Source organism: Rufibacter sp. JT20002 (assembly GCF_056491185.1).
In genome coordinates this window covers 1,025,546-1,046,886 of record NZ_JBSZJY010000001.1, presented here as the reverse complement: position 1 = coordinate 1,046,886, position 21,341 = coordinate 1,025,546, and the positions used below count along the sequence as shown (strand labels likewise).

Here is a 21,341-nt window from a genome sequence, read left to right as displayed (position 1 = left end):
GTATGGTCAGAAATAAGATAAAGTCCTAAAAGTATTAAAACTATGGCGGGAATAGAAGAGTTCGTTTCAGGCGCGCTTCTTTAGGGGTAATCCCAGAGGTAAGTAGCCAACTCGTTGCCTCAAGTGGGGCCATGAGGCAACGAGTTGATTCCAGCTCAATTGTAGGGAGGGCAGTACGTGAAAGGAGGTCAGCAATCACCCCGCGGAGGGTAGATTCCTTTGCAGAAAGGCTTGCCATTGTACATTTCCGGTGAAGGTTACTTCAGGATTTCCACCCATCCCTTGGCGCTGTTGCCTTCCGTGTCTTTGAGGATATAAAAATAAGAACCCTCAGAGAGGTCGCCGCCATCCCATTGCTGGTTGTAGATTTTCTGTTGGTACACCTGTTTTCCCCACAAGTTGTAGACGGTGATCTCGGTAGGGAAACAACTGAAATGCTGCACAAAGGTGTCGTTTTTGCCGTCTTTGTTTGGCGTGAAAATGTTGGGGATAAACGGCGGCGCCACCACTACATCGCCCACTTCCAGGATTTCTACGCAGCCATTACCGTACCGGGCAGTCAAGGTGACTTTGTACCGGCCAGGAGTTTGGTACTTGTGCCGGGGTTCTTTGTCCGTGGATTGATAGCCGTCGCCAAAGGACCAGGTGTAGCTATCTGCGTTTAGAGTGCCGTTTGTGAAAGCGGCGTTAAAAGGAGCATACCCTGCGATGTCCGGATTATCTGGACAGGCATTGGCCAGTTGAGCCGTCATAGTAGGCCGGGGCGGCATGTTTATCTTTTTGGTGACCGTTACAGGGCACGGCTCGTTGATAGAATAGCTCACCTGGATGGTGCCGGTAAAGTCGGCCGGCGGCGTGAAAACTCCGTTGGGAGAAACGTTGGTGCCGCTCCAGGTACCGCCCGCCACGTTTGCCCGTATCTGAAAAGGCGTGACACTGCCGGGGCATAGGGTTGTGTCTGGCCCAATTTCTACATTAGGGAGAATCACATTAACCACCTGCGTGACAGAGCCACAGAACCCATTAGTGCCATCGTTTTTGTAGGTGATGGTGTGTTTGCCCACGCCGGCGGTGGCCGGGTTGAAGTTAGAGCCGGAAACCCCGGGCCCCGAGAAAACCCCACCGGCGGGTGACCCCACCATCTGCACGGGAGCGTTGAGGTTAGCGCAAAACTCTGTAGGCATGGTAATGGTATGTGGGGCTGGCGGAATTACGTTGATGACCATGGTATTGGCAATGGCGCAGGAACCGGTGCCTGTTACGGTGTAGGTAAGCGTACGCTGCCCAACCAGGTCTGGGGTGGGAGTGAACCGGTAAATGCCATTGGTGGAGGCAACTCCTTCGCCCGTCCAAACGCCACCGGCTGGCGAGCCCTTCAGCACCAGCGAATTCGCTTCCACGCAGATTTCTTGATCAGGCCCGGCATCGGCCCGGAGTTCCTCGGCAAAATCAAATTTGAAAGAAGCGTTGTTACAGTTGACGCTGCTGTTAGTTCTGGAATAGAAATTGGCGCCCGGCGGAATAGGGAAGTTAGACCGTCCTTGGCATCCGCCACACACGGCCTGGTACACATATCCTTTTTTATCAAACCGGCTGGTGCCTCCGTCTACGTGCTCGTAGCTGCCGCCCGAAACCGTCTGGTCGCCGCCGTAAAAGGTAGCATAGAGGAGTTCGCTGGCATCGGTGCCCAATTGCATGAGGTAGAAGTCGCCGCCGTCGGTTGTAGTTTGGGCCGCTCCCCGCGTGGTGGGCAACCCAGTAGTGGTTCCGTTCCCATATACCCCGCTATTGGAATTACCGCCCCACCCAGAAACATAGATCCGCTCGCACTCATCTACCAGAAAAGCAGTAGGCGAGATGTCAATGGTTGCCCTGCCCGACCCAAACACTGTTGACCAGGCGGTGGTGCGCAGGTCGTTGCTGAGCTTATGCAGGAACTGCCGTCCGTTGCTGTTCCGGTAGGTGCCGCCGGTAACCGGGTAATTGCCCAAAGTCTGGCCAAACAGGTACACATTGTTGGCGGCATCTAACTGCAGAAAATAGGTTTGGTCATAAGCAGAGGTGCCCAGGAAAGTTGCCGCCTTGAGAGAGTCTCCCGCCGCGTTTATTTTCAACACGAAACCATCTGTGTTGCCGCCCGAGGAAGAATTTACTCCATTGGCAGTACCGGGTAAGGAGGTGCTGGTGGTTCCGCCGCAGACGTATACCTGCCGGTTCTGGTCTAGTTGGATGGAGTAAGCGGCGTCAATGCCCGCGCCGCCATAATAGTTGCCCCAAAGTACCTGGCTCAGGTTTGGGGAAAGCTTACAGATGACGGCATCATTAGAACCTCCATGCAGCTCAGAGCGGAACCCCTTCTGCGCCGGGAAATCACTGGAAGACGTGTTGGAAGCGATGTACACATTGCCATCGGCATCCGTGCCAATATCCCCCCGGAACTGGTCGCCGTAGTTCTGAACCAACGCGGGGGTGCCTCCAGTGCGCGGTAAGAGGCCATCGTTATTGCTACCACCCAAAAAGGTGGAAGCCAGTAAGTTGGTCCCATCAGTGCTGAGGCGAGTAATGACCAAATCCGATCCAAGAACATAGATAGGGTTTCCGCCGCCGCCCAGAGGAGCAGTAGGAGGACCTCCCTGGAATCTGCGGTTCAGTGCCGAGGAAGAGGTAGGGTAGTCTGGAGAACTGGTGGTGCCCAACACCAAGAGTTCATCAGCGCCATTTACTACTAAGCTGTGCGGAATATCTGTGTTGACGCCGCCAATGTACGTGGCGTACAAACGGGCAGCGGGGCCGGTAGCTTGGGTATTGTACTTGATGATGGCCATGTCCCAGGCTCCACTGAACGCCGTGGTAAAAGCGCCCACGGTCACCGGGTATCCGGTGCTGGAGGCAATACCCCCGGAATACATATTGCCTTGGCTGTCATAAGTGGCCGTAAAGCCCCAGTTATCAGCATTGGACCCTGTAAACGAAGAGAATTCCACCACGGGGTCAATCACCAGCGGATATTGCTGGTCATACCCTTGAGGGAACTGAAAGGAGAGCGTCTGGCCTTGGAGTTGGTAAACGCAGGTTACCTGTACGCGTCTGTCTTGTACTAACTGGTAAGCCACGGGTTTGTGCTCCGTTACGTGCCCTACCGAGGTCTCTACGCGCAGGTTCCCCTCCTGTAAAGACAAACGGGTTACCCCCTTGTAGGCAAGCTTGATTTGGTCTGGGGAAGTACCTGCCGCTACCTGTAGGTCGTATTTCAGGTGGCCGCCCTGCTCGTACAAGACCATGTCTACCCCGTTATACAGATTTTTGTAATTGACCTGCCTGAAGCCTTTGGCCCCGGTTCCCCACTTCTTGGGGTCCTTTCCTAAATAGTAATTTTTGACGCCTTCAGTAGCTTCTTGGGGTTGCAGTGCCGGGGCAGTGTTGGCGTTTTCAAAAGTGACCGAGTAGGCGTGGCTTTTAGAAGTTTCTGAGGGAGAAACACTGCGTTGGTTTGCGGTGCTCTCCTGCGGAGAGTGTCCGTGGCTCCGGGGTGCCGCCGGATCATGCAGGACGTACACAAACCCGGTGGGCTGCAGGAACATCTTACCACCTGGGATGTCGGCGGCGTAGGAAACCTGTTTTGGCCATTGGCCTTTGTTCTCCACAAACTCCAGAGAGCGGGAGTCATTAATATTTCTATTGAGGGAAATGCCTGGTTTTGCGGGGGCCGGTGCGGCCACGGGTGCGGGTGCCTCCAGGAAGACTTGCAGCAGTGTCCAGAAAGCCGAAAAAATATAAAGGGGAACAGGCAGGAACATGGTCAGAAATCATAACTTCTGACTAAATTAAACTAAAATTTCTCACATTTTAGTTTTCCTGCCGCCCTTGTTTTTAGCTATTTGTCAAAAAAGAAGCAGAAAACGAAATTACCACCCCATTCTTTCCTTAAGAGATAAAATATGCCCCACGTGGTGCTCGCCGTGCCAGGCGTATAAGCCCGCCACTTGAAATAGATAGGTCTCGCCGCTCTGCGGGTGAAAGTAAGACCGGTGCCATTCTTCCATGCAAAGGGAGCGTAGCAGAATCACCCAGCGTTGGTGCAGGGCTTCCAGCATCTTCAAAGAAAGCTCAGGATTCGCCCAGTGGGCATCGTGCAGGTACGCCCAGGAGGACTCCTCGTAAGGTTTGATGACCGGGCAATCCTCAGTCAATGCTAGCCTAAAACGGGTATAGCTGTTGATATGACTATCGGCCAGATGGTGTACTACCTGGCGCAGGCTCCAGCCGCCGGGGCGGTAGGGCGTGTCCAGTTGCTCATCAGACAAATCACGGATGGCGGCACGCAGGTTAGCCGGCAACGCCTCAATAGACGCCAGCGACTGTTTTACAAAAGCAGAGCGGTACAAAGGTGGGGCTTCATACCTTCCTACAGGATAGCGCAGCAGTTCAAGGGGTAGAGTTGATGTTTCCATGCAGATAAAGAACTAGTCTCAAACAAATCTAACGAAATAGACTTTTCTTAGCTGCGTTTTCGGCCTCTAATTTTGAACCTGACCCTAAACAAATTTACTTGAAGAGCTTTTTCAGGACCTGTGTATAAGACAATGCGTTAGTGGCCTGGAAATAAGAAGCTGATTTTGCCTCGGTCCAGCCTTGTTGCAGGGCCAGGAAGGCGCTTGGGTTCTGCGCATGCAACTGCAGGAAAGCGGCCTCTAGCCTTTGTTGGGTTTCTTGGGACAGGGAGTTGTTTACCACCACGGGTCCCAACGGAATCTGGTCTGCCGTCCAGATGACTGTGATATCTTCAGGGGTGACCTGCCAGTTCTGGAGTTGCTTCTGCAGTTCATCCAAGCCACAGGCGCCCACATCGGCCAGGCCGGCTTTTACCTCCTGTATCACCTGCGCATGGCTTTGCGCGTACCGTACCTGTTGGAAGGTTTTTTCTGGAGTACCCAATCCGGCCTGTTGCAAATACTGCCGCTGAACAAAATTGCCCGAGGTAGAGCTTTCCCCTGCCAGCAGAAGTTTCACCTCGCCCCTGCGGGCTTTCAGATCCGCCAGGCTCTGGATGCTTGACAACCTGCTCGCAAACAGGCAGGCGCCGTACCCACTGCTTTTCCCAACCTCACCCGCCAGTGTCACTAAAGGCTTGGCCACCGGAACCGAATCTGCGGAAAGGAGCAGGAACCCATACGTATTCAGCAAGGCTATGTCTACCTCCCGGGCCCTGATGGCGGTTAAGAGAGTGGTTACGCTTGCATAGCTTTTCACCTGTACCGGTTGCCCCAAGGTTTGCTCGAGATGGTGCGCCAGCGGCTGGAGATTTGCTACGCGGGTGTTCTGGTCATAGGTGTAAGTGGCCAGCAAAAGGGGGCGAGGAGTGGCTTTGGGTTGGGCCTTTGCCACTGAAAGGGCGAAGAACAGGAAAACGAGACAGGCTACAAACGGCTTCATACACAGCAGAGATTAGTTTCTGCAAAGCTATGGCCGGTGAGCGGCAGGCAGGTATCGGTCGAAGGCCAGATTATGTTGCCAACGGTTCAGCAGAGAGTTTCCCGGGGGTGTAGCCGTATTGGTTTTTAAAGGCCTGCACAAAATGGGAAAGGCTTTCGTAGCCCACGGCATCCGCGACTTCGCTTACGTTGGCGGGCGTATGTCGCAGTAGGAAATGCGCATGCTCTAACCGGCGTTTCCGCAACCAATGGCCAGGAGCCACGCCGTACGTTTGCGTACAGGCCCTTTTGAAGGCCGATAAGCTAAAACCACCCATAAACGCCAACTCTTCCAAGGTGACCTGCCGGAGGAAATTCTTTTCCAGCAACTCGGTAAGTGAAGGTTTGTTAACGGCTTGCAACTGCGCCAGAAAGGTTCTAAATGAAGGCCCTGCTGTTTCGTGTAACCAAAGCTGCCACAGCAATTCCTGCAACTTTATCTGCAGCAGGGGTGCTGGGGTAGCCGATGGGTTTTTGAACAAAGGCACCAATGACTGCGCGTACACCTCCAACGCCGGTGTCACCTGGAAAGTAAAACCAGCCTGCACCGGGGAGGTGGTGACTTCCTTGGGAAGGTTTTGAGCCTGTTCTTGGGCAAATGCCTGCAAAACAGAAGTAGGCAGAAAGAAGAGGACGCTTTCATACCGGTCTTCCTGGCACCGGCGGGAAGACATCAGGTAAGACCCTTTTTTGATCACGCCGCCCGTTCCGGCGGGCATCACCAAATCTTCCTGCGGGGTGTGTACCTCTTTCTGGCCGTGCAGCACCAGCATGAACAGGTGGTTGTCTAAGCGTACCTGCGTCTGGACCGAGTCTTCGAACCGGCGGTACTCCACGTAAGTGGCCTCTTGGGCAGGCCATGCCACCCGCTCAGGCAACTGCGAGAAATAGGACGGAATGGCAATGCGGGAAGCGGGTGCCTTTAAGAACGTAGACATACAGCTGGCAAGGATGGTGCAGAACGAAAATACACTTTTTGCGCAACAATGTACAGGCCCCGGCGGTTGACAAGAAGAAACAGTTTAGGGCTCATTTTCCTGAAAACAGGCTTTAAGCGCAAAATACAGAGTATGCCCGAGTTACCCGAGGTAGAAACCTACCGCCGCTTTATTGACGAAACCAGTTTGTACCAGCCCATCACCGAGGTGGAAGTGCAAGACCCCAAGCGGCAGCTTCTCCTGGATCTGGATGACTTCAGGAAAGCGTTGCTGGGAAATCAGTTTACCGGCACCCAGCGCATTGGCAAACAGCTCTTCCTGCTGACGGCGCAGGGACCCATTGTGACCATGCACTTCGGGATGACGGGCGATGTGGGCTTTTACCGCGATGAGGCAGATACGCCCCGCTTTGCCCGGGCCGTGTTTCATTTTGAGAGCGGGTTTAGGTTCGCGTTTATAGATTCACGTAAGTTTGGCAGAATCGGGCTTACCCAAAATGTGGATGCGTTCCGGGCACAAAAGAAACTGGGCCCCGATGCCCTTACCCTTTCCACCGAGGAACTCATCCAGGGGCTGGGCAAAAAGAAATCGGCCATTAAACCCCTGTTGTTGGATCAGCGCATTGCCCCAGGTGTAGGCAACTGGATTGCCGATGAAGTACTTTTCCAGGCCCAACTGGAACCAGAACGTCCCGCCGATTCGTTGCTGCCCGCCGAGGTTGACCGTCTAGCGTCCTCCATCCGAGAGGTGCTGGAAACCGCCATCGCCGCCGAGGCCATTTACCGTGATTTTCCCTCTCATTACCTTATCCATGCCCGTGAGTGGGATGAGGCCCCAACTTCCGCCAACACCGACGCCCACCTCCATTGTCCCCGCTGCCAAACCCTGATCCAGAAGAAATATGTGGGCGGCCGGGCTACCTACTTCTGCCCCAATTGCCAAGTCTAGGCAAGAAACGGAGGCGCTATGATTTTAAGGTGTTTTTAGTAAAACTGCTGGTAAATAAGTGGTTAAGTAGAAGAATTAGAGTATATTCAAAAACTGATTTACGGGACGCCCTGCCCTCGTAAACAGGAGCAATCTGACTGTGCCCAAGCCACGCCCCGGCTGACGGTCTCGCCCGTCCTTCAAATGGATTAACAAAGTGCCATAGAAGAACCTTAACCTCCTCTGGGTATGGAAAGACGACAGTTTCTTAAAAGCAGCTCGGCCCTGCTAGGTATCTTCCCTCTTCTTCAGGCAAACTACTTCCAACACCTTGCTACAGGAACTATAGCTGATGCGGAAGTTGTGACGTTTACCGTAGGAAAAATCAAGTGCACCGTATTTAGGGATTTGACCTTTAAGTACTTAGCCAAAGACTTCTTCATAAACGCCGGGCAAGAGGAGTTAACCCAATCACTGCGTAAATTCAACATCACGCCAGACAACATTCCGTCACCATTTATTGCCTTGCTGCTGCAACAAGGTGATAGAAAAATCCTCATTGACACCGGCATCGGGTTTTCAAAAGAGCCAGTGGTGTTCAGGGGCAGCACGCTAGAATTCAAAGGCAGATTACACCACCTGCTGCAACAGGAGAATATTGCCAGAGAAGCCATCACCGACGTGATCATCACGCATCTCCACCCAGACCATATAGGAGGCATCTATTCTGTAGAGGGCAGGCTGAACTTTCCTAATGCCCGGTTTCACCTGCATGAAGATGAATGGAAGTACTGGCATTCTTCTTCCTCAGATTCCCAACCTGCCCTGTTTAAGTATTTTATTGAAAACAACATCACCAAACTGAAGGACCTTAACTTAAACTTGATTAAAGGCGATTTTGTAGACCTGTTGCCAGGGGTAACCGCCGTAATAGCCGAGGGGCATACGCCGGGGCAGATTGCTTTGGTGCTCCGGTTCCAGAAGCAACATCTGCTTTACATCTCAGATGCCTTTTTGCACCCGTTGCATATAGAGCGGCTAGACTGGCAGACCAATTATGACCTGGATCACCAAAAGGCAAAGCAAACCAGAGCCAAACTGCTAGATCTGGCCTATCAGGATAACATGCTGGTGAATGCCTTCCATTTCGATTTCCCGGGATTAGGGAGAGTAGAGAAGCAAAAGGGGGCCTGGAACTGGACCTACACTCAAAAGTAGCACAGGCTTATTTTTGTGCCCCATTGCCCTGGTGCAAATGTTGGCGAAGGACATCGGCTACTTTCGTCCACTTAATTTCCGGGTAGCGGTTATTGTCAAGAGGCTCCAGTTTTGGAGTCCCGCTGAACATGTTCTGCATGTATTGCATGCCCTGCCAGGCGGGGAAAACTTCTTCTTTCTGGGGAAAGAGGGTGCGGGTTACCTTAATGAGGGAGCCCAGTCGGCCCAGACCACCAGCCTTGAGTAGTTTAAATTCCTTCCCGGTCACCTGGCTAGCTACCTCTTTCAAGCCACGGGCACTCTGGACGTCGCCGGCAATGCGGAGGTAACGCGGGGTGGAGGAATCCAGTGCGGCGGCAGCGGTAAACGCAGCAGTGTCTGCCGTGGTGGTGAAATCAAGCAGTTGGTAAGCGTTATCCCAGTACACCACCCGTTTCAGGGGGAAAAGAATCACGGGAGCCTGCCCGGTCAATAAGTCGGTGAACATGCCGTTGAGTACCGAGGTAGCCGCAATGGGAGCCTTGTCCAGACGGGTCTTAAACTCCCGTCGCAGGTCCAGGTTCCGGTTGGTGCCGTACGGGAGTTTGGTGAAATCAATCGCGAAATCAGAGGGGATAAAGCGGGGCACTCCTGCCTCTACCGCCGCTTGCAGTAACGTTGACTGCGCCTCCACAATCACTTCTCTCAATCCAGAGAGCGCCGAAACCACGCACGCGCCGCTTTCACAGGCCTTCCTTACCTCAGCCAGATTATCAAACCTGGCTTCTGCCACCGAAACGCCCATCTGCCGCAATGCCGTTAGTTTGTTTCCTGCCGTTCCTGGCCGCACAATGGCCCGTACCTGGGCGCCTCGGTGTACTAATTCACGGGCTATGTGCCCGCCCAGGTCGCCGGTTGCTCCGGCTAAAATAATGGTTGGATTATCTGATGTCACGCTGTTGGATGTTTCCATAGGTTCGGGAACCGCTTTGTACTTAAAGGCAAGGGTAAGAGCAGCCATAACAACCAAGGCAGTTCATTGTTTTAGGCTTTTCTCCGCCGGCGTTATATTTAAATCCTGTCGCTAAATGGGTTCCTTTTTTCACGGCGGATCATCACCAGCCTTAAACCTGATAAAATGAAGGAAACGCATTAGTCAGAACAAAAAAATACTTGTCTATTTTTCGGTTGCGGCCCTGTCTCCATTGGCCTTTCTTTGATGAAAAAAACAATGGATTTCAGTTGTTTACCTCTTTCAGGAAGATCAATCACCCTTAAACATTCAGGTCATGCTGGTTTCTAACCGAAAAGACATAGACAGGTACTACAGAGCCTTGGTCCAAAAAGATGAGGAATTTGTAGGCATCTTTTACGTGGGCGTGAAAACCACCGGTATCTTCTGTATTGCCACCTGCACCGCTAGAAAACCTAAGCCCGAAAACGTGGAATTCTATACCGAAGCTCGCGAACTGCTGCAACACGGATACCGGCCCTGCAAGGTCTGCAAACCCACGGAGTACGCCCATCAACCGCCTCAGGAGGTGCTGGTAGCCATGCAGATGGTGAAAGAGAACCCCGCACAGAAGATCCAGGATTATGAATTCCGGCAGAAAGGGGTAGCCCCCGAGAAACTAAGGAGATGGTTTAAAAAGCACCATGGCATCACCTTTCACACCTACCAACGCATGATTAGAATCAACACTGCCTTTGAAGAACTGAAGCAGGGCAAAAGCGTGACCGCCTCCGCCTTTGACTCGGGGTATGAGTCACTAAGCGGTTTTGGGTACATTTTCAAAAAACTGCTGGGAAGCTCCCCCGATGAAGTCAAAGGCAAAACCATCATTCTGATCACCCGGCTGACTACTCCCTTAGGGCCCATGTTTGCCTGCGCCACGGAGGAAGGCATCTGCTTACTGGAGTTCACCGACCGCCGAATGCTTGAAACGGAGTTCCAAGACCTCCAAAAACGATTAGGTGCGATCATTCTGGCGGGCGAAAACAAGTACCTGACCCAACTGAAAACAGAACTGGCGGACTACTTCAACGGCACCAGAATAGCCTTTACCGTGCCCCTGCACACCCCTGGTACCCAGTTTCAGCAGGAAGTTTGGCAAGTGTTGCACGAGATTCCCTACGGACAGACCTGCTCTTACCAATACCAGGCCGAAAAGCTGAACAAACCCAAAGCCGTACGGGCAGTGGCCTCAGCCAACGGACATAACCGGGTCTCTATCCTCATTCCTTGCCATCGGGTAATCGGGAAAGACAATGCCTTGACCGGGTACGGCGGCGGATTGGAAAGAAAGAAGTGGCTGATAGAGCATGAACAGAAGCATGCCCACCTGTAACCAGAACAGACATCTTGCCTTGATAATAAAAGAGTCGCCCTGCTTTGGGCTGGTTTTCCTGAAAACCAGCCCAAAGCAGGGCGACTCTTTTTGAAGCTATTTCGCTTAGAACGGATATCCGATGGCCAGGTTCAGCACCCCGGTTCCAAAGAGGCCGGAGGTGGGTCGGTCCCCGTTAGGATACGTAGGGTCGCGGAGCGGATAGGCCAAGTCAACGCGTATCACGAAGAACTGCACATCTATCCTAACGCCCGCACCGGCACCAACGGCCAGTTCACTCATGAAGTTACCGCTGAACTTTCCGCCCGGGCGGGTGGGATCTTCGTTTACGAGCCAGATGTTACCGGCATCCACAAACAGAGCTCCTTTCAAGTACGGGTCCAACAATGGGAACCGGAACTCGGCGTTACCTTCCAGCCTGATGTCGCCGGTTTGGTCAAAGAAAGAAAAGTTCTGGGAAACTTCATTGCCGGGCTCTAGTAATGCTCTGGGGTTGTACGTGCCCGGACCAAGACTACGCGCTGGAAATGCCCTGATGCTGTTAGGTCCGCCAATGCCGTATTGTTTGATGTAAGGCAGCACGGTGGAGTTTCCGTAGGGCAAGCCGTAGCCGCCCAGCAAGCGCGTGGCCAGTACCAGTTTGTCTGTGATGTTAAAGTAATAGCGGGTTTCCAGGTCAAACTTGGCGTACTGCGAAAGCGCCTGCCCCCTGAACCGGTTCGGGTTCTCGGGATCTGCCGGTTGTCCGTTTTTCACGCGGTAAAAGAGCCCCCACAAACCGCCCGAGAAATCAAGCCCCGGACTGATGTAGAATTGGTGCTTGCGTCCTTCAATTCCCTGGGTGTTGAACACCAACCGGTAATTACCGCCAATGATCAACTGCTGGTCAAAGGCGCGGGCCAAGAACGGACGGCGGGCTAATTCATCCTGAAAGGCTGGGGTGGGGTTAAGTAACCGTGAGTACTGTACCTGTACCGGGTTTATCTGGAACTCCGTAGTAGCGTATTGTCGCCAGGAATAGCCGTACTCAAAGTTGAAGGAGTTCTGCTGGAAGAATTCCTGCCGGTTGATGAACCTGAAGCCCAGCTTAAACCGCGTTCTAGGCTGGTACATGCTGCTCGCAATTCTGATGTTGAACGGCGAAATAATGCGGGGAACGTGCATCTCCGCATCGGCACCTACCTCCATAGAGGTAAGCCCAGAGGTACGTGTGCTATCTCCATGAAGCTGAGACTCAAACGAACCTACCAGGTTCACAAGCAGCAACTCGGCACCGCGTAAGGCATTCCGATTCCGGAAACTGATTGTAATACCCGGCCCCGCGTACCCATTCGATTTCTGCACCATATTTACCTCGGCCCGTACAGATTTTTTCTTGGCTTGCGTCAGGAGAATATCAGCGTTCAGAAGTCCATTTTGCCCAATAGAGTCCAGCGGCATAAACCGTACCTCGGCAAACTTGAAGGTACCCAGGTCCATGAGGCGGTTGACTGTCTGGAGGTGGCGTTTGCGACTGTACAGATCGCCGTTTTCCACGAAGACGGCATTCAGAATGGTTTTGGCCTTAAAGGTCTCCTCGTCTGGATAATATTTGTAATTCCGGAACTGCACGGGCGGCTCTGAATCACCCAGGGTGTCTCCCAGAGAGAAATCGGTGAAGATTCTTACCTGCTCGTAGCGGTACGGGATCAGGGCTTTCTGGGGAGCCGTGTCTTTGATGCGCACATAGATGTTCACCTTGTTATTCTGGGTGCTGTCTACGTGGTAAATAAGGTAATCTTCGTCAAAGAAGAAGAAGCCTTTTTCCTTCAGAACCTCGTTCACGCGCAGGCGCTCGGCAATTAGTTTTTCCAGGTTGTACGGATCGTTGACCTTCAACAAACTCTGGGGCTCGGTTTCCCTGATGGCCAGGGAAAGGCTGTCGCTTCCCTGCGGAAATTGAATCTGCTGGATGGTGTACTGTTTGCCCACGGTGGCAGCGTAATGCACCATGGCCATTTTGCGCTTGCTGGTGGTGTCTACGGTGTGCTCTACAGTGGGAGAGAAGTAGCCGTTGTTGTAGAGGCGGTTTACCATCTGGCCTTGTACCCGATCTGGGTGCGCATCGCTCAGCAATACCGGGGGTTCGCCCAAACGGGTTTTGATCCAGTTGGCAATGCCTTTGCGCTCGCGGTTGCCGCCCATGGCGTTGTAAATCCAGAGTTTGGGACGCATGCCTAGAAAGGAAAGGTTGGGCTGCGGCCGGATGGCGGCATTCAGTTCCGGTTCCAGGGCCTTGGTGTCGGTCTCAGGGTAAGGCGAGGTGACTTTGATATCACCGCCAATGTACAGGTAATCGCCTTGGGGCACGCTTTTGGTGCTGCTGCAACTGGCCAGCATGATCAGGAGAAACAGCAAGGGCAGGCCCCAAGGAAAGGAGAGTTTAGAGCAGGTCACGTGTGGTGTAGGCGATGTCATTTATTTTGCTTTGCCAGTATTTCTAAAGAGGTCTGCGAGGCTGTCATACTCACGCACAAACAGAAGGGAGAGACCCGTACGTTGCAACTGCCCATCCAGGAAACCCTCATAGGCGTTGTTCCGGAAGGCCCGTAACCGGAGTCGTCCGTCTTTGGTCACCGAGTATTCCACCGATACGTCACCCGCAAACCCATTGCTGCCAGTGTTTTGGTTGCCGGTGCTAGGCTGGTCACTGCCGCCCAGAGGAATATCCGTGCCGAAGCGAACGGTAAGGCGTTCATTGAGCAATTGCCGCTGCATGGCCACGTTCAGGTCGGTGCGGCTGCGGGCGTCGCCTGAGGAGTAATCTTCATAAGAGTTCAAGCCCAGTTCTAGCCCCAAGCCCCCTAAGTATTGCCCGGTTAAAGCGTTGAGTTGGTCAGACAGCACTTTGCTGGCACTTCCGCGTAAGGCACTGTTGATACCGCCTCCACCCGAAGAAGCCAACGGATCCTGGGCCATGAACCTGCCCAGTACCAGCAGGGAGAAGACCTGTTTGGTGCGTTCAGATTCCTGCGTAGGTTGGCTTAGTTGCTCCAGCCTGGCATCTACCTCTTCTACAATTCCGCCTCTGGCTTTCTCATCCAATTCAATGTTGAAGGAGATGGTAGGTCTCATCAGCTCGCCTTTCATGTTCAGGCGCACATCAAAAGGAAGTTTCTGCCGGAACTGGCCGGCGCTACCCGCGTCTACGCCCGCCGTCTGGCTCTGGATCAGCTCCAGCGGGGCCGCGTCCACGTTGTAAATGGCGGTGATGTTGGCATCGGCGTTATAAGGGTCACCGGTCCAAGCAATGTAACTTTCCGGGTCAAATGTGAACTCACGTTTTACCAGTTCATACAGGTTCATGGCGTAACGTCCCTCGGTCACGTCAAAGCGGCCGGAAAGGGTGATGTTCTCGGTCACGTCATAGCCTACATTCAGATTGGCTTCGCCTCTGATAGTGAGGTTGTCGCCCGCCTCTGGGTCCACGATTACGGTGATAGGAGTCTCGTCTGTCAACGCCAGAGTCATGGTCATCTCAATGCCCGACATGGCCGTTTCTACCGTGTCTATGTTCTTCTGGCGGTTGATGCGGCGGTTACGGGTACTGTCTGGGTCTATAAAGACCACAATGCCCTCCCTGTTCACGCTCACCTCCTCCTGGGGCATCACATAGGTGAGGTTAGAGTTAGGGGCCACCGTTACGCTGGTGTTGATCACGGGCACGTTTAGGTCTCCGGTAATGCGGGTATTGCTGTCCAGGAACACGCGGCCGTAATACAGCGGGTTGTCTGCGGCAGTACTGTTCATGACCATGAAGTCATCAGTGGTGGCCCGCAGGTCAAACTGGTAATCGGTGAAGTTGGAGGTAAGGATGGCGCCGTTCACCGTGGCGCGGTTGTTCAAGGAGTCCAGCATGACAAATTCATTAAACTGAATGCCTTGGTTGTTCACGCTTACGCGCTCATCCGGTACCCGGAACGTGGAGTTCAGCATGGCGATGTTAAACGTGGCATCCCTGAACTGTAGGTCACCCACAATATTGGGGTCTGCCACCGTACCCCTGATCGCCACTGATCCCAGCAGGTTTCCGCCCATGTTTTTCACCATACCCGCCGTGAAAGGCTGCAGGCTGGCTAGATTCAGTTGCCCCATATTCAGGTCAAAGGACATCGGCTGGCCTTCGGTGGTGAGGTAATACCCAGTCAAGGTCACATTGTTGCCGTAACCGCTGAGGCGGGCATTCAGGTTGTAGCGGTTGGCGCTTGGGTTATTGGCTTGCAGAGTTAAATCACCTACCGGGAAGGTCTGGTACTCTAAACCGGTCAGGGCCATGTCTGCGGTAAAGCTCATGTTGCCGGTAATGTCATTGACCGTGGCCTGTCCGTTCAGGATCCCGCCCACCAGACTGTCCTGGTCCAGGAAGGCCCGTGACAGGTAGCCGACATCCAGATCAGTAAGGTTGACATTCAAAGGTGAGTTGGGGTTCTGCGGATTCTGGCTTTGTAAGGCCAAAGACATAGGACCGTTAGACAAACGCAGGGCATCTGCCACAACTGCCCCGGTGCTGGTGTAATAGCGCACATAGTTGTTTGCAGAGACATTCCAGCGATCACGGTTGATGAGCAGGTCTGGGTCAAAGCGCACTTCAAGGGCATTTCTCAGTTGCGACAACCGCACGCCCAACGACGTCTGATCCTCGCCCGCTTCGTTCTGGATGGCGGCCCGGGCGGCCACTATGTTGTCTTGCACGTTGCCGGCCAACACAATGTTCTCAATCTGCAAAGTGTCCTGCCTGGCGCGTTCGGCCCGTACGGCGTAGTTCAGTTGCTCTGGATTGGAGTTCATCTCCAAGTTCATAGAATCTAGCCGCATGTTGGTATAGCGGAGGCGTGGCACATTGGCTACTACCTGCAGATTGGCTGTCTGGCTGTTGTAGCCACCGTAAAGCGTATCTACCTTGATGCGGGTTAGGCCGGGCACAAAGGCCTGGAACACCCGCGGTTTGTGCAAAGCCATTGCAAACGTAAACTGACGCGGCGAGGCACTTGGTTTGTAAGGTCCGCTGCCCAGGTCATAGTACCGGCTGATGTGGTTCATCAACTCTGGTCCAATGTCGCCTAGCCCTATGTTCCCGTTCAGGTTGGCCGTAATCACATCAGACAGCACTCTGAGTTCGGTTCTTCTGGGCTGTTGCACTACGTACACGGCCAAAGAGTCAAACTGGAGCGGACGGTTGTTGCTGGTGAGGGCGGTGTTGCGGGCAATGATAGAACCGTTCAAGCTGTTGGCATCGGCGCCGCGCAGGTTGGCAATGATATCGCCGCGCAGGCGCAGGTCTTCTGAGTACAGTTTAAGGGCCTGGAAGTCTACCGCCCGAAGGTTGGCGTTCATGGCAATAGCTGGTTGGGCGCCGCGCAAATCCACGGTTCCGTTCAATGCAAAATCCAGGTTTTCGTCGCGGTTGCTGTTGGCTTTGATGGCGTAGCGGTTGCGGTTGGCATCTACGTCAAACCCAATGTTGTGGTAGTTGTATCCGCCGTACTCAAAGCTCTGCACGGTACCGTCTATGCTGGCCACCATGGTCTCGGGGGTAAGGCCGGTTCCGTTGATGTTGGCGCCTAAGGTAGCTCTTCCCAGGTCTTTGTTTTGCAGTAAGCGGCCTAGGTCAAAGCGCATCAGGCGCACGCTGCCGTTGATGCGTTCCTGCCCGGCAGCCCGGCCCGGTGTCATGTCAATCTTAGCGATGGCGTTCCCAAAGGTGGTGCGCACGGTGGCATCTACGTCAAAGGCCGTCATGGTGCCACTGAAGGAGCCTTGCACATCCATGACCGGAGGCAGGGTGATGTTGGCCGGGAGCGTGCCCGCAGGCAGCAAAGACTTCACGTCTGCGGCCGTGGTGTGGAAACGGTTGATCTGGAGGTTGGCCGCCAGGTTATCAGGATTAGGCAAGCCTCTGATGCGCCCGTTCAAGGCCAATTGGGTGTTCCGCCATCCGCTTACCCGCACATTGGTTAACAGGAGGTTGTCCATACGCCCATTGATGATGCCACTCAGGTGTACTGTCTGGTTCAGGTTACCTGCCAAAGGAGGTTGGTTTACCAACGCAGGCTGCAGCAGGGCAATGTCACCAAACCCGATGTGCGTGTCCTGGAACTCGGCGGAGAGGGTGAGTTTGCTTAGGTCATCGGCGGCGGTCTCCAGGGAAGGGTACCCCACTTTGATGCGCCGGGCGATGCGGCTGTTACCTGTTTCCAGCACCAAATCTGAAAGTTCGGTCTGAACCGAGTCAAACAGGATCCCGGCGGTGAATTGACGTACCTCAAACCCGCTCTTCTCCTGGAACGTGAGCTGCTCCAGTTGGGCGGTGGTGCGGTTGGTGCTGTAGAAAAGATCGTTGAGTTGGATGTTCAGGTTGCGGGCCAGCAGGTGGTTATAGTCCATGCCGCGGGCCTGTTTGGGCGCATCGTAGTTGTCAAAGGCGGCGTCTACCTCCGTGATGTTCAGCTTGTCCAGCGTAAACACCCAGTTTACGGGCTCGCCGGTAGTTTTAGAAACTGCTTCCTCAATGGCTTCCACGGCCTCGGCAGGGTTGACCACACGGTACTCAGCGGGCATCTCGGCGTTCTGCGAGTAGGCGAGGGTACTGTTGTGCAGCTCCAGGTTACTCAGGTCAATGCGCGAGTTGATGAGGTCTATGTTGTCTGAGGCCATTCTGGCCTGGCCCAGGTTCACGTCAATGTACTGCTTGGCCACGCCGTTGCGGTACTTGAGTTTAACGCGGTCCAGCGCCACCGTTTTCAACCCGAACTGCATGGTCATGGGCTCAGACTCGCCTTCAGGCGGTACTTTGGTTTGCACCATGTCTACATAGGTATCCCGCAGGGTGATGTCGCCAATGCGGTAGATTTCCTTGGTGAGGTCCAGTTCATCCATCTCCACGTTAAAGTTCCCTATGCGGGTGCGCACATTCTGGCCATTCACCTCATCGCGATAGGTAAGAAAGATGTTCTTGAAACTAAGCGTGCCTATGTCATAGGCGAAACCGGCACTGGTGGTATCAGTGACGGTGGTGTCTGCGGGCGTGGCGAAAGCCTTCAGGATGTAGTCAAAGTTGGAAACGCTGTCGGGTAGGGTGCGGTAGATGTGGGCTGTGGCGTTTTCCAGTTCCAGTGACTTGAGTGCCACTTTGGATTGGAGAATGCCCAGGATGTCCAGGTTGGCGGCCAAGCGCTCAGAGTACCAGAGGGTGTCACCTTTCTGGTCTTCCAGGTACACGCCTTCCAGCAGGATGTCTTTGCGAAAATCGCTGCGGAATTTACCAATGCGTACCTCCGTGCCTATTTTATTCTGCAGGTAATTCTCTGCCTTGCTGGCGGCAAAGTCCTGCACCTTGGGGATCTGGAGGGCCACCAGGAGGAGCACCACCAAAAGCAACACGATGCCGATAATCCATAACAGAACGGCCAGTGTTTTAAGCGTATATTTCTTTACTGTATGCGTAGACAAAGCGAGTATGGTAGCAATTTTGGGAGATGCTACTTGTACTCAAGAAATATAGCTGTGGTTACATATTTATTTGGGAAAGAATATGTTTAAAGGCGTTTTTGCCCTGTTTCATTAGAAATAAGTCAAAATCCCGCCTGCTTTTTTCGGCCAAGGGCCATTGGGGCGGAAAGCAACGCAAACGCTTGTTTTAAACCTTATGCCATCCTTGCGTATTGGGAGAAAAATCTATCCTTGATGTCTACCAAACCTGCCACCTCCACCCGCCCTCCTGACACTGCCCTCAACCAGGCCCGGCGGCAGCTTTTGCGTCGGGTGCAGCACGCCTTGGAGGGCCCCATGATCTTTCTGGGGTTTGTGTGGCTGGTGCTGTTGGTCGTGGAATTGATTTGGGGTTTAGGGCCCGTGCTCAACTTGTTGAACTATGCCATCTGGATCATCTTCATCCTGGATTTTGCCTTGAGGTTTGCCCTGTCACCGGAAAAACTGCCTTTTCTGCGGCAGAATTGGCTGACGCTTGTTTCACTGGTGGTGCCGGCCCTCCGGGTTTTCAGGATTACGCGCTTCATCAGGGTTTTGCGGACGGTGAGGGCCGTGCGGGGTTTCAGGTTGGTGCGGGTCTTGAGTTCCCTTAACCGAGGCATGAAGAGTTTGGGGGCTACCATGGGCCGCCGGGGCTTTGGGTATATGCTGTCCCTCTCCTTAGCAGTGCTCTTTTCTGGATCGGCGGGGATGTATGCTTTTGAGAACGAGGTAGCGGGCGGGCTTTCTTCCTACGGCGAGTCGCTCTGGTGGACAGCCATGATCCTGATCTCGCTGGGTAGCGAGTACTGGCCTAAAACCCCCGAGGGGCGGGCACTCTGTTTTGTGTTGGCCTTGTACGGGTTTGCGGTGTTCGGCTATTTCACGGCTTTGCTAGCCAGTTTCTTCCTGAATCGGGATGCCGCCAGTGAGAACTCTGGGGTAGCAGGAGCCCAGCAGATTGAGCAATTGCACCTGGAAGTAAAGCAACTGCGACAGGAATTACAGGCTGTTCTAGCACTTCAGAAGGAAAACGGAAGCACAAGAGAGAATCCGCAAGAGGACAATTCTAGGCTTGATGCCTGATCCCTTTTTGAGCCTATTTTTCTTAAAATAGCCTTAAAAAATCACACCTAGTGCAGAAATTCATTACTGGAAGAAGGGGAACAGAACACGGAGGCAGCTTCCAACCCTGAGGATTGCTTTACCTATCGGTGCAGCTTTGGTCTGCTTTGACTAGTTTCTGGGTGTCAAAGCCAAGGGTGCGGGCCTTTTGCTCTAGTTGGGTGTAGATAGTGGAATCCAACTGGCGGGAGCGGGCCAATATCCAAAGGTACTTGCGGTCTGGGGAACCTACCAAGGCGTGGGAGTAATCATCGGCCAGGTCCAGAATCCAGTAATCGCCCCGGAAAGGCCAGAAGAACTGCACGCGTAGTTTGGTGTTGTTGCTGCCTTCCACCGGAAACGCCTTGCCTAGGGCGCCATCGTCTTTGCCCGTGGCGCTGCCTTTGCGGCAGGTATTGCGTACCTCCACGTAGTCTTCTTTGGGAACGTACTCGGCGGTGGTGCAGTGGCAACCTTTTTCAAAGCGGTTAGGGATGACCGCGATCTCGTACCACTTACCGGCATAGCGTTGCAGATCCACTAACGAAACGGTGGGCAAGGGGGCCGGTTCGGGCTTCATGATCAGGTACAAAGCACCTAAAGCCAGCAGTCCAACGCCAATTCCGGTAAAGAGGAGTGATTTTCTCATGGCAGCACAAATAAAAGGTTGCTTCCGCTACCCGGTTGGTCTGCAACATGACAGATGGGAAGCGGAGCAAGGACTTTTATTCGTCGCTGGTTAGTAAAGGGGCTTGCGCATCTGGTAGTGCTGCACCTCTCCGAAGAGTAAGTGGGTAGGGTGTTCTTCTGTAAACCCGTTGCGCTTGTAAAAGTTTTTGGCGTACTCGCGGGCCTGCACAATGAGTTCTTTCGCGCCCAGTTTGCGGGCTTCATCTTCTACCGCCTGCAGAAGACGGCGGCCTACCTGTTTGTTCTGGTACTTGGGACCCACGGCCAGGAAACGAAGCTGGGCTTCAGAATCAGATTCCAGGTGCACGCGGCACCCGCCCATGATCTCACCGGTGTTTTCATCAATAGCCATCAAGTGCGTGGCTTCGTCATCATCCTCAGAGCGTTCGCTGCCTACTGGCTGGTGCCAAGGTTTGCGTAACATTTCGTAGCGCAATCGGTAATACTGCTCAAACTCGTGAAAGGTAGAGGGCTGAATAATTTGCATGAATGCGTTTTTAAGCTCTTTTCCGTAAAATTTTGCTAAACTAGTAACTTTGTACGGCTTCCGGCAATAAAACTATTCAAATACCACTCATTTAGATAAAAACTTCTGTTATGCCCTCATTTGATATTGTGAGCAAAGTTGATCCGCAGACCCTGGACAACGCTATTAATACCGTGAAAAAAGAAATTCAGAGCCGCTATGACTTTAAAGACACCAAAGGCAGCGTGGAACTGGACAAGAAAACCAACATGGTGCACATTGTCACTGAGAATGACATGCGCCTGCGCCAGATTGAAGACATCATCCTGAGCAAGATTGTAAAGCAGCAGATTGACTCTACCGCCCTGGACTTCAGCAACGAGGCCACCCCAAGCGGACCCATGATCAAGAAAGACGTGAAAGTGCGGGCCGGCATTGACAAAGAGGACGGAAAGAAGATTGTCAAACTGATCAAAGACAGCAAGCTGAAAGTGACGCCCGCCATTATGGATGACCAGGTGCGCGTAACCGCCAAGAAAATAGACGACCTGCAGGAAGTAATTGGCATGTTGCGCCGCGCTGAGCTGGGCATTCCGCTGCAGTTTGTGAATATGAAATCGTAGTAATTCCTACGTAGTTCTATTTAAAGTAGACTGCGGTCCTACTCCTGGGTTAACTCAGCCAAGTGGGTTGC

14 protein-coding genes are annotated in these 21,341 nt (G+C 53.4%); 5 read left to right on the top strand and 9 right to left on the bottom strand.

Going from position 1 to position 21,341, the window contains the following annotated elements:
- Positions 1–257 precede the first annotated feature (257 nt).
- From ACW9SV_RS04085 to ACW9SV_RS04070, 4 genes are all read right to left on the bottom strand, one after another.
- Entirely contained in the window at positions 258–3,797 is a 3,540-nt protein-coding gene (locus tag ACW9SV_RS04085) for a DUF7948 domain-containing protein (RefSeq protein WP_479555462.1), read from the bottom strand.
- Between the two features lie 108 nt (positions 3,798–3,905).
- Entirely contained in the window at positions 3,906–4,451 is a 546-nt protein-coding gene (locus ACW9SV_RS04080; protein ID WP_479555461.1) for a YfiT family bacillithiol transferase, read from the bottom strand.
- A 94-nt stretch (positions 4,452–4,545) separates the two neighbouring features.
- Positions 4,546–5,433 carry a phosphate/phosphite/phosphonate ABC transporter substrate-binding protein gene (locus ACW9SV_RS04075; RefSeq protein WP_479555460.1) on the bottom strand — a complete coding sequence of 296 codons (888 nt, stop codon included), beginning with the start codon at positions 5,431–5,433 and terminating at the stop codon, positions 4,546–4,548.
- Between the two features lie 70 nt (positions 5,434–5,503).
- A complete protein-coding gene (locus tag ACW9SV_RS04070; protein ID WP_479555459.1) occupies positions 5,504–6,409 on the bottom strand; it encodes a helix-turn-helix transcriptional regulator in 906 nt (301 codons plus the stop codon).
- A gap of 132 nt (positions 6,410–6,541) precedes the next feature.
- Here ACW9SV_RS04070 and mutM point away from each other — a divergent pair, with 132 nt between their 5' ends.
- Together mutM and ACW9SV_RS04060 are read left to right on the top strand one after the other, a co-directional pair.
- Positions 6,542–7,357: a DNA-formamidopyrimidine glycosylase gene (mutM, locus tag ACW9SV_RS04065; protein WP_479555458.1), complete on the top strand. Its 816-nt coding sequence runs from the start codon at positions 6,542–6,544 to the stop codon at positions 7,355–7,357.
- 228 nt (positions 7,358–7,585) lie between these two features.
- Positions 7,586–8,554 (top strand): MBL fold metallo-hydrolase, encoded by a 969-nt coding sequence (locus ACW9SV_RS04060; RefSeq protein ID WP_479555457.1) that lies wholly within the window; start codon positions 7,586–7,588, stop codon positions 8,552–8,554.
- 7 nt (positions 8,555–8,561) lie between these two features.
- On the opposite strand, the gene ACW9SV_RS04055 is transcribed toward ACW9SV_RS04060, so the two are convergent.
- Positions 8,562–9,506, bottom strand: coding sequence for an NmrA family NAD(P)-binding protein (locus ACW9SV_RS04055; RefSeq protein WP_479555456.1), 945 nt, complete (start codon positions 9,504–9,506; stop codon positions 8,562–8,564).
- A 316-nt stretch (positions 9,507–9,822) separates the two neighbouring features.
- Between ACW9SV_RS04055 and ACW9SV_RS04050 the strand changes: the two genes are divergently transcribed.
- Complete coding sequence (locus ACW9SV_RS04050) at positions 9,823–10,881, top strand: bifunctional transcriptional activator/DNA repair enzyme AdaA (RefSeq protein WP_479555455.1); 1,059 nt, start codon at positions 9,823–9,825, stop codon at positions 10,879–10,881.
- A 105-nt stretch (positions 10,882–10,986) separates the two neighbouring features.
- Here the strand turns inward: ACW9SV_RS04050 and tamL are convergent, their stop codons facing one another.
- Both tamL and ACW9SV_RS04040 read right to left on the bottom strand, forming a co-directional pair.
- A complete protein-coding gene (gene tamL, locus ACW9SV_RS04045) occupies positions 10,987–13,338 on the bottom strand; it encodes a translocation and assembly module lipoprotein TamL (protein WP_479555454.1) in 2,352 nt (783 codons plus the stop codon).
- Positions 13,339–18,369 carry a translocation/assembly module TamB domain-containing protein gene (locus tag ACW9SV_RS04040; protein WP_479555453.1) on the bottom strand — a complete coding sequence of 1,677 codons (5,031 nt, stop codon included), beginning with the start codon at positions 18,367–18,369 and terminating at the stop codon, positions 13,339–13,341. It lies immediately after the preceding gene.
- Positions 18,370–18,603: 234 nt separating this feature from the next.
- Here ACW9SV_RS04040 and ACW9SV_RS04035 point away from each other — a divergent pair, with 234 nt between their 5' ends.
- Positions 18,604–19,473, top strand: a complete 870-nt coding sequence (locus ACW9SV_RS04035; protein WP_479555452.1) for an ion transporter — start codon at positions 18,604–18,606, stop codon at positions 19,471–19,473.
- A 118-nt stretch (positions 19,474–19,591) separates the two neighbouring features.
- On the opposite strand, the gene ACW9SV_RS04030 is transcribed toward ACW9SV_RS04035, so the two are convergent.
- On the bottom strand, positions 19,592–20,140 hold the full coding sequence (locus ACW9SV_RS04030; protein ID WP_479555451.1) for a lipocalin family protein: 549 nt from the start codon (positions 20,138–20,140) through the stop codon (positions 19,592–19,594).
- A gap of 90 nt (positions 20,141–20,230) precedes the next feature.
- The gene (locus ACW9SV_RS04025; protein ID WP_479555450.1) at positions 20,231–20,668 is read right to left on the bottom strand and encodes a GNAT family N-acetyltransferase; all 438 of its coding nucleotides are present in this window, start codon (positions 20,666–20,668) and stop codon (positions 20,231–20,233) included.
- A 110-nt stretch (positions 20,669–20,778) separates the two neighbouring features.
- On the opposite strand from ACW9SV_RS04025, the gene ACW9SV_RS04020 reads away from it, so the two are divergent.
- The gene (locus ACW9SV_RS04020; RefSeq protein ID WP_479555449.1) at positions 20,779–21,270 is read left to right on the top strand and encodes a YajQ family cyclic di-GMP-binding protein; all 492 of its coding nucleotides are present in this window, start codon (positions 20,779–20,781) and stop codon (positions 21,268–21,270) included.
- Positions 21,271–21,341: the final 71 nt, after the last annotated feature.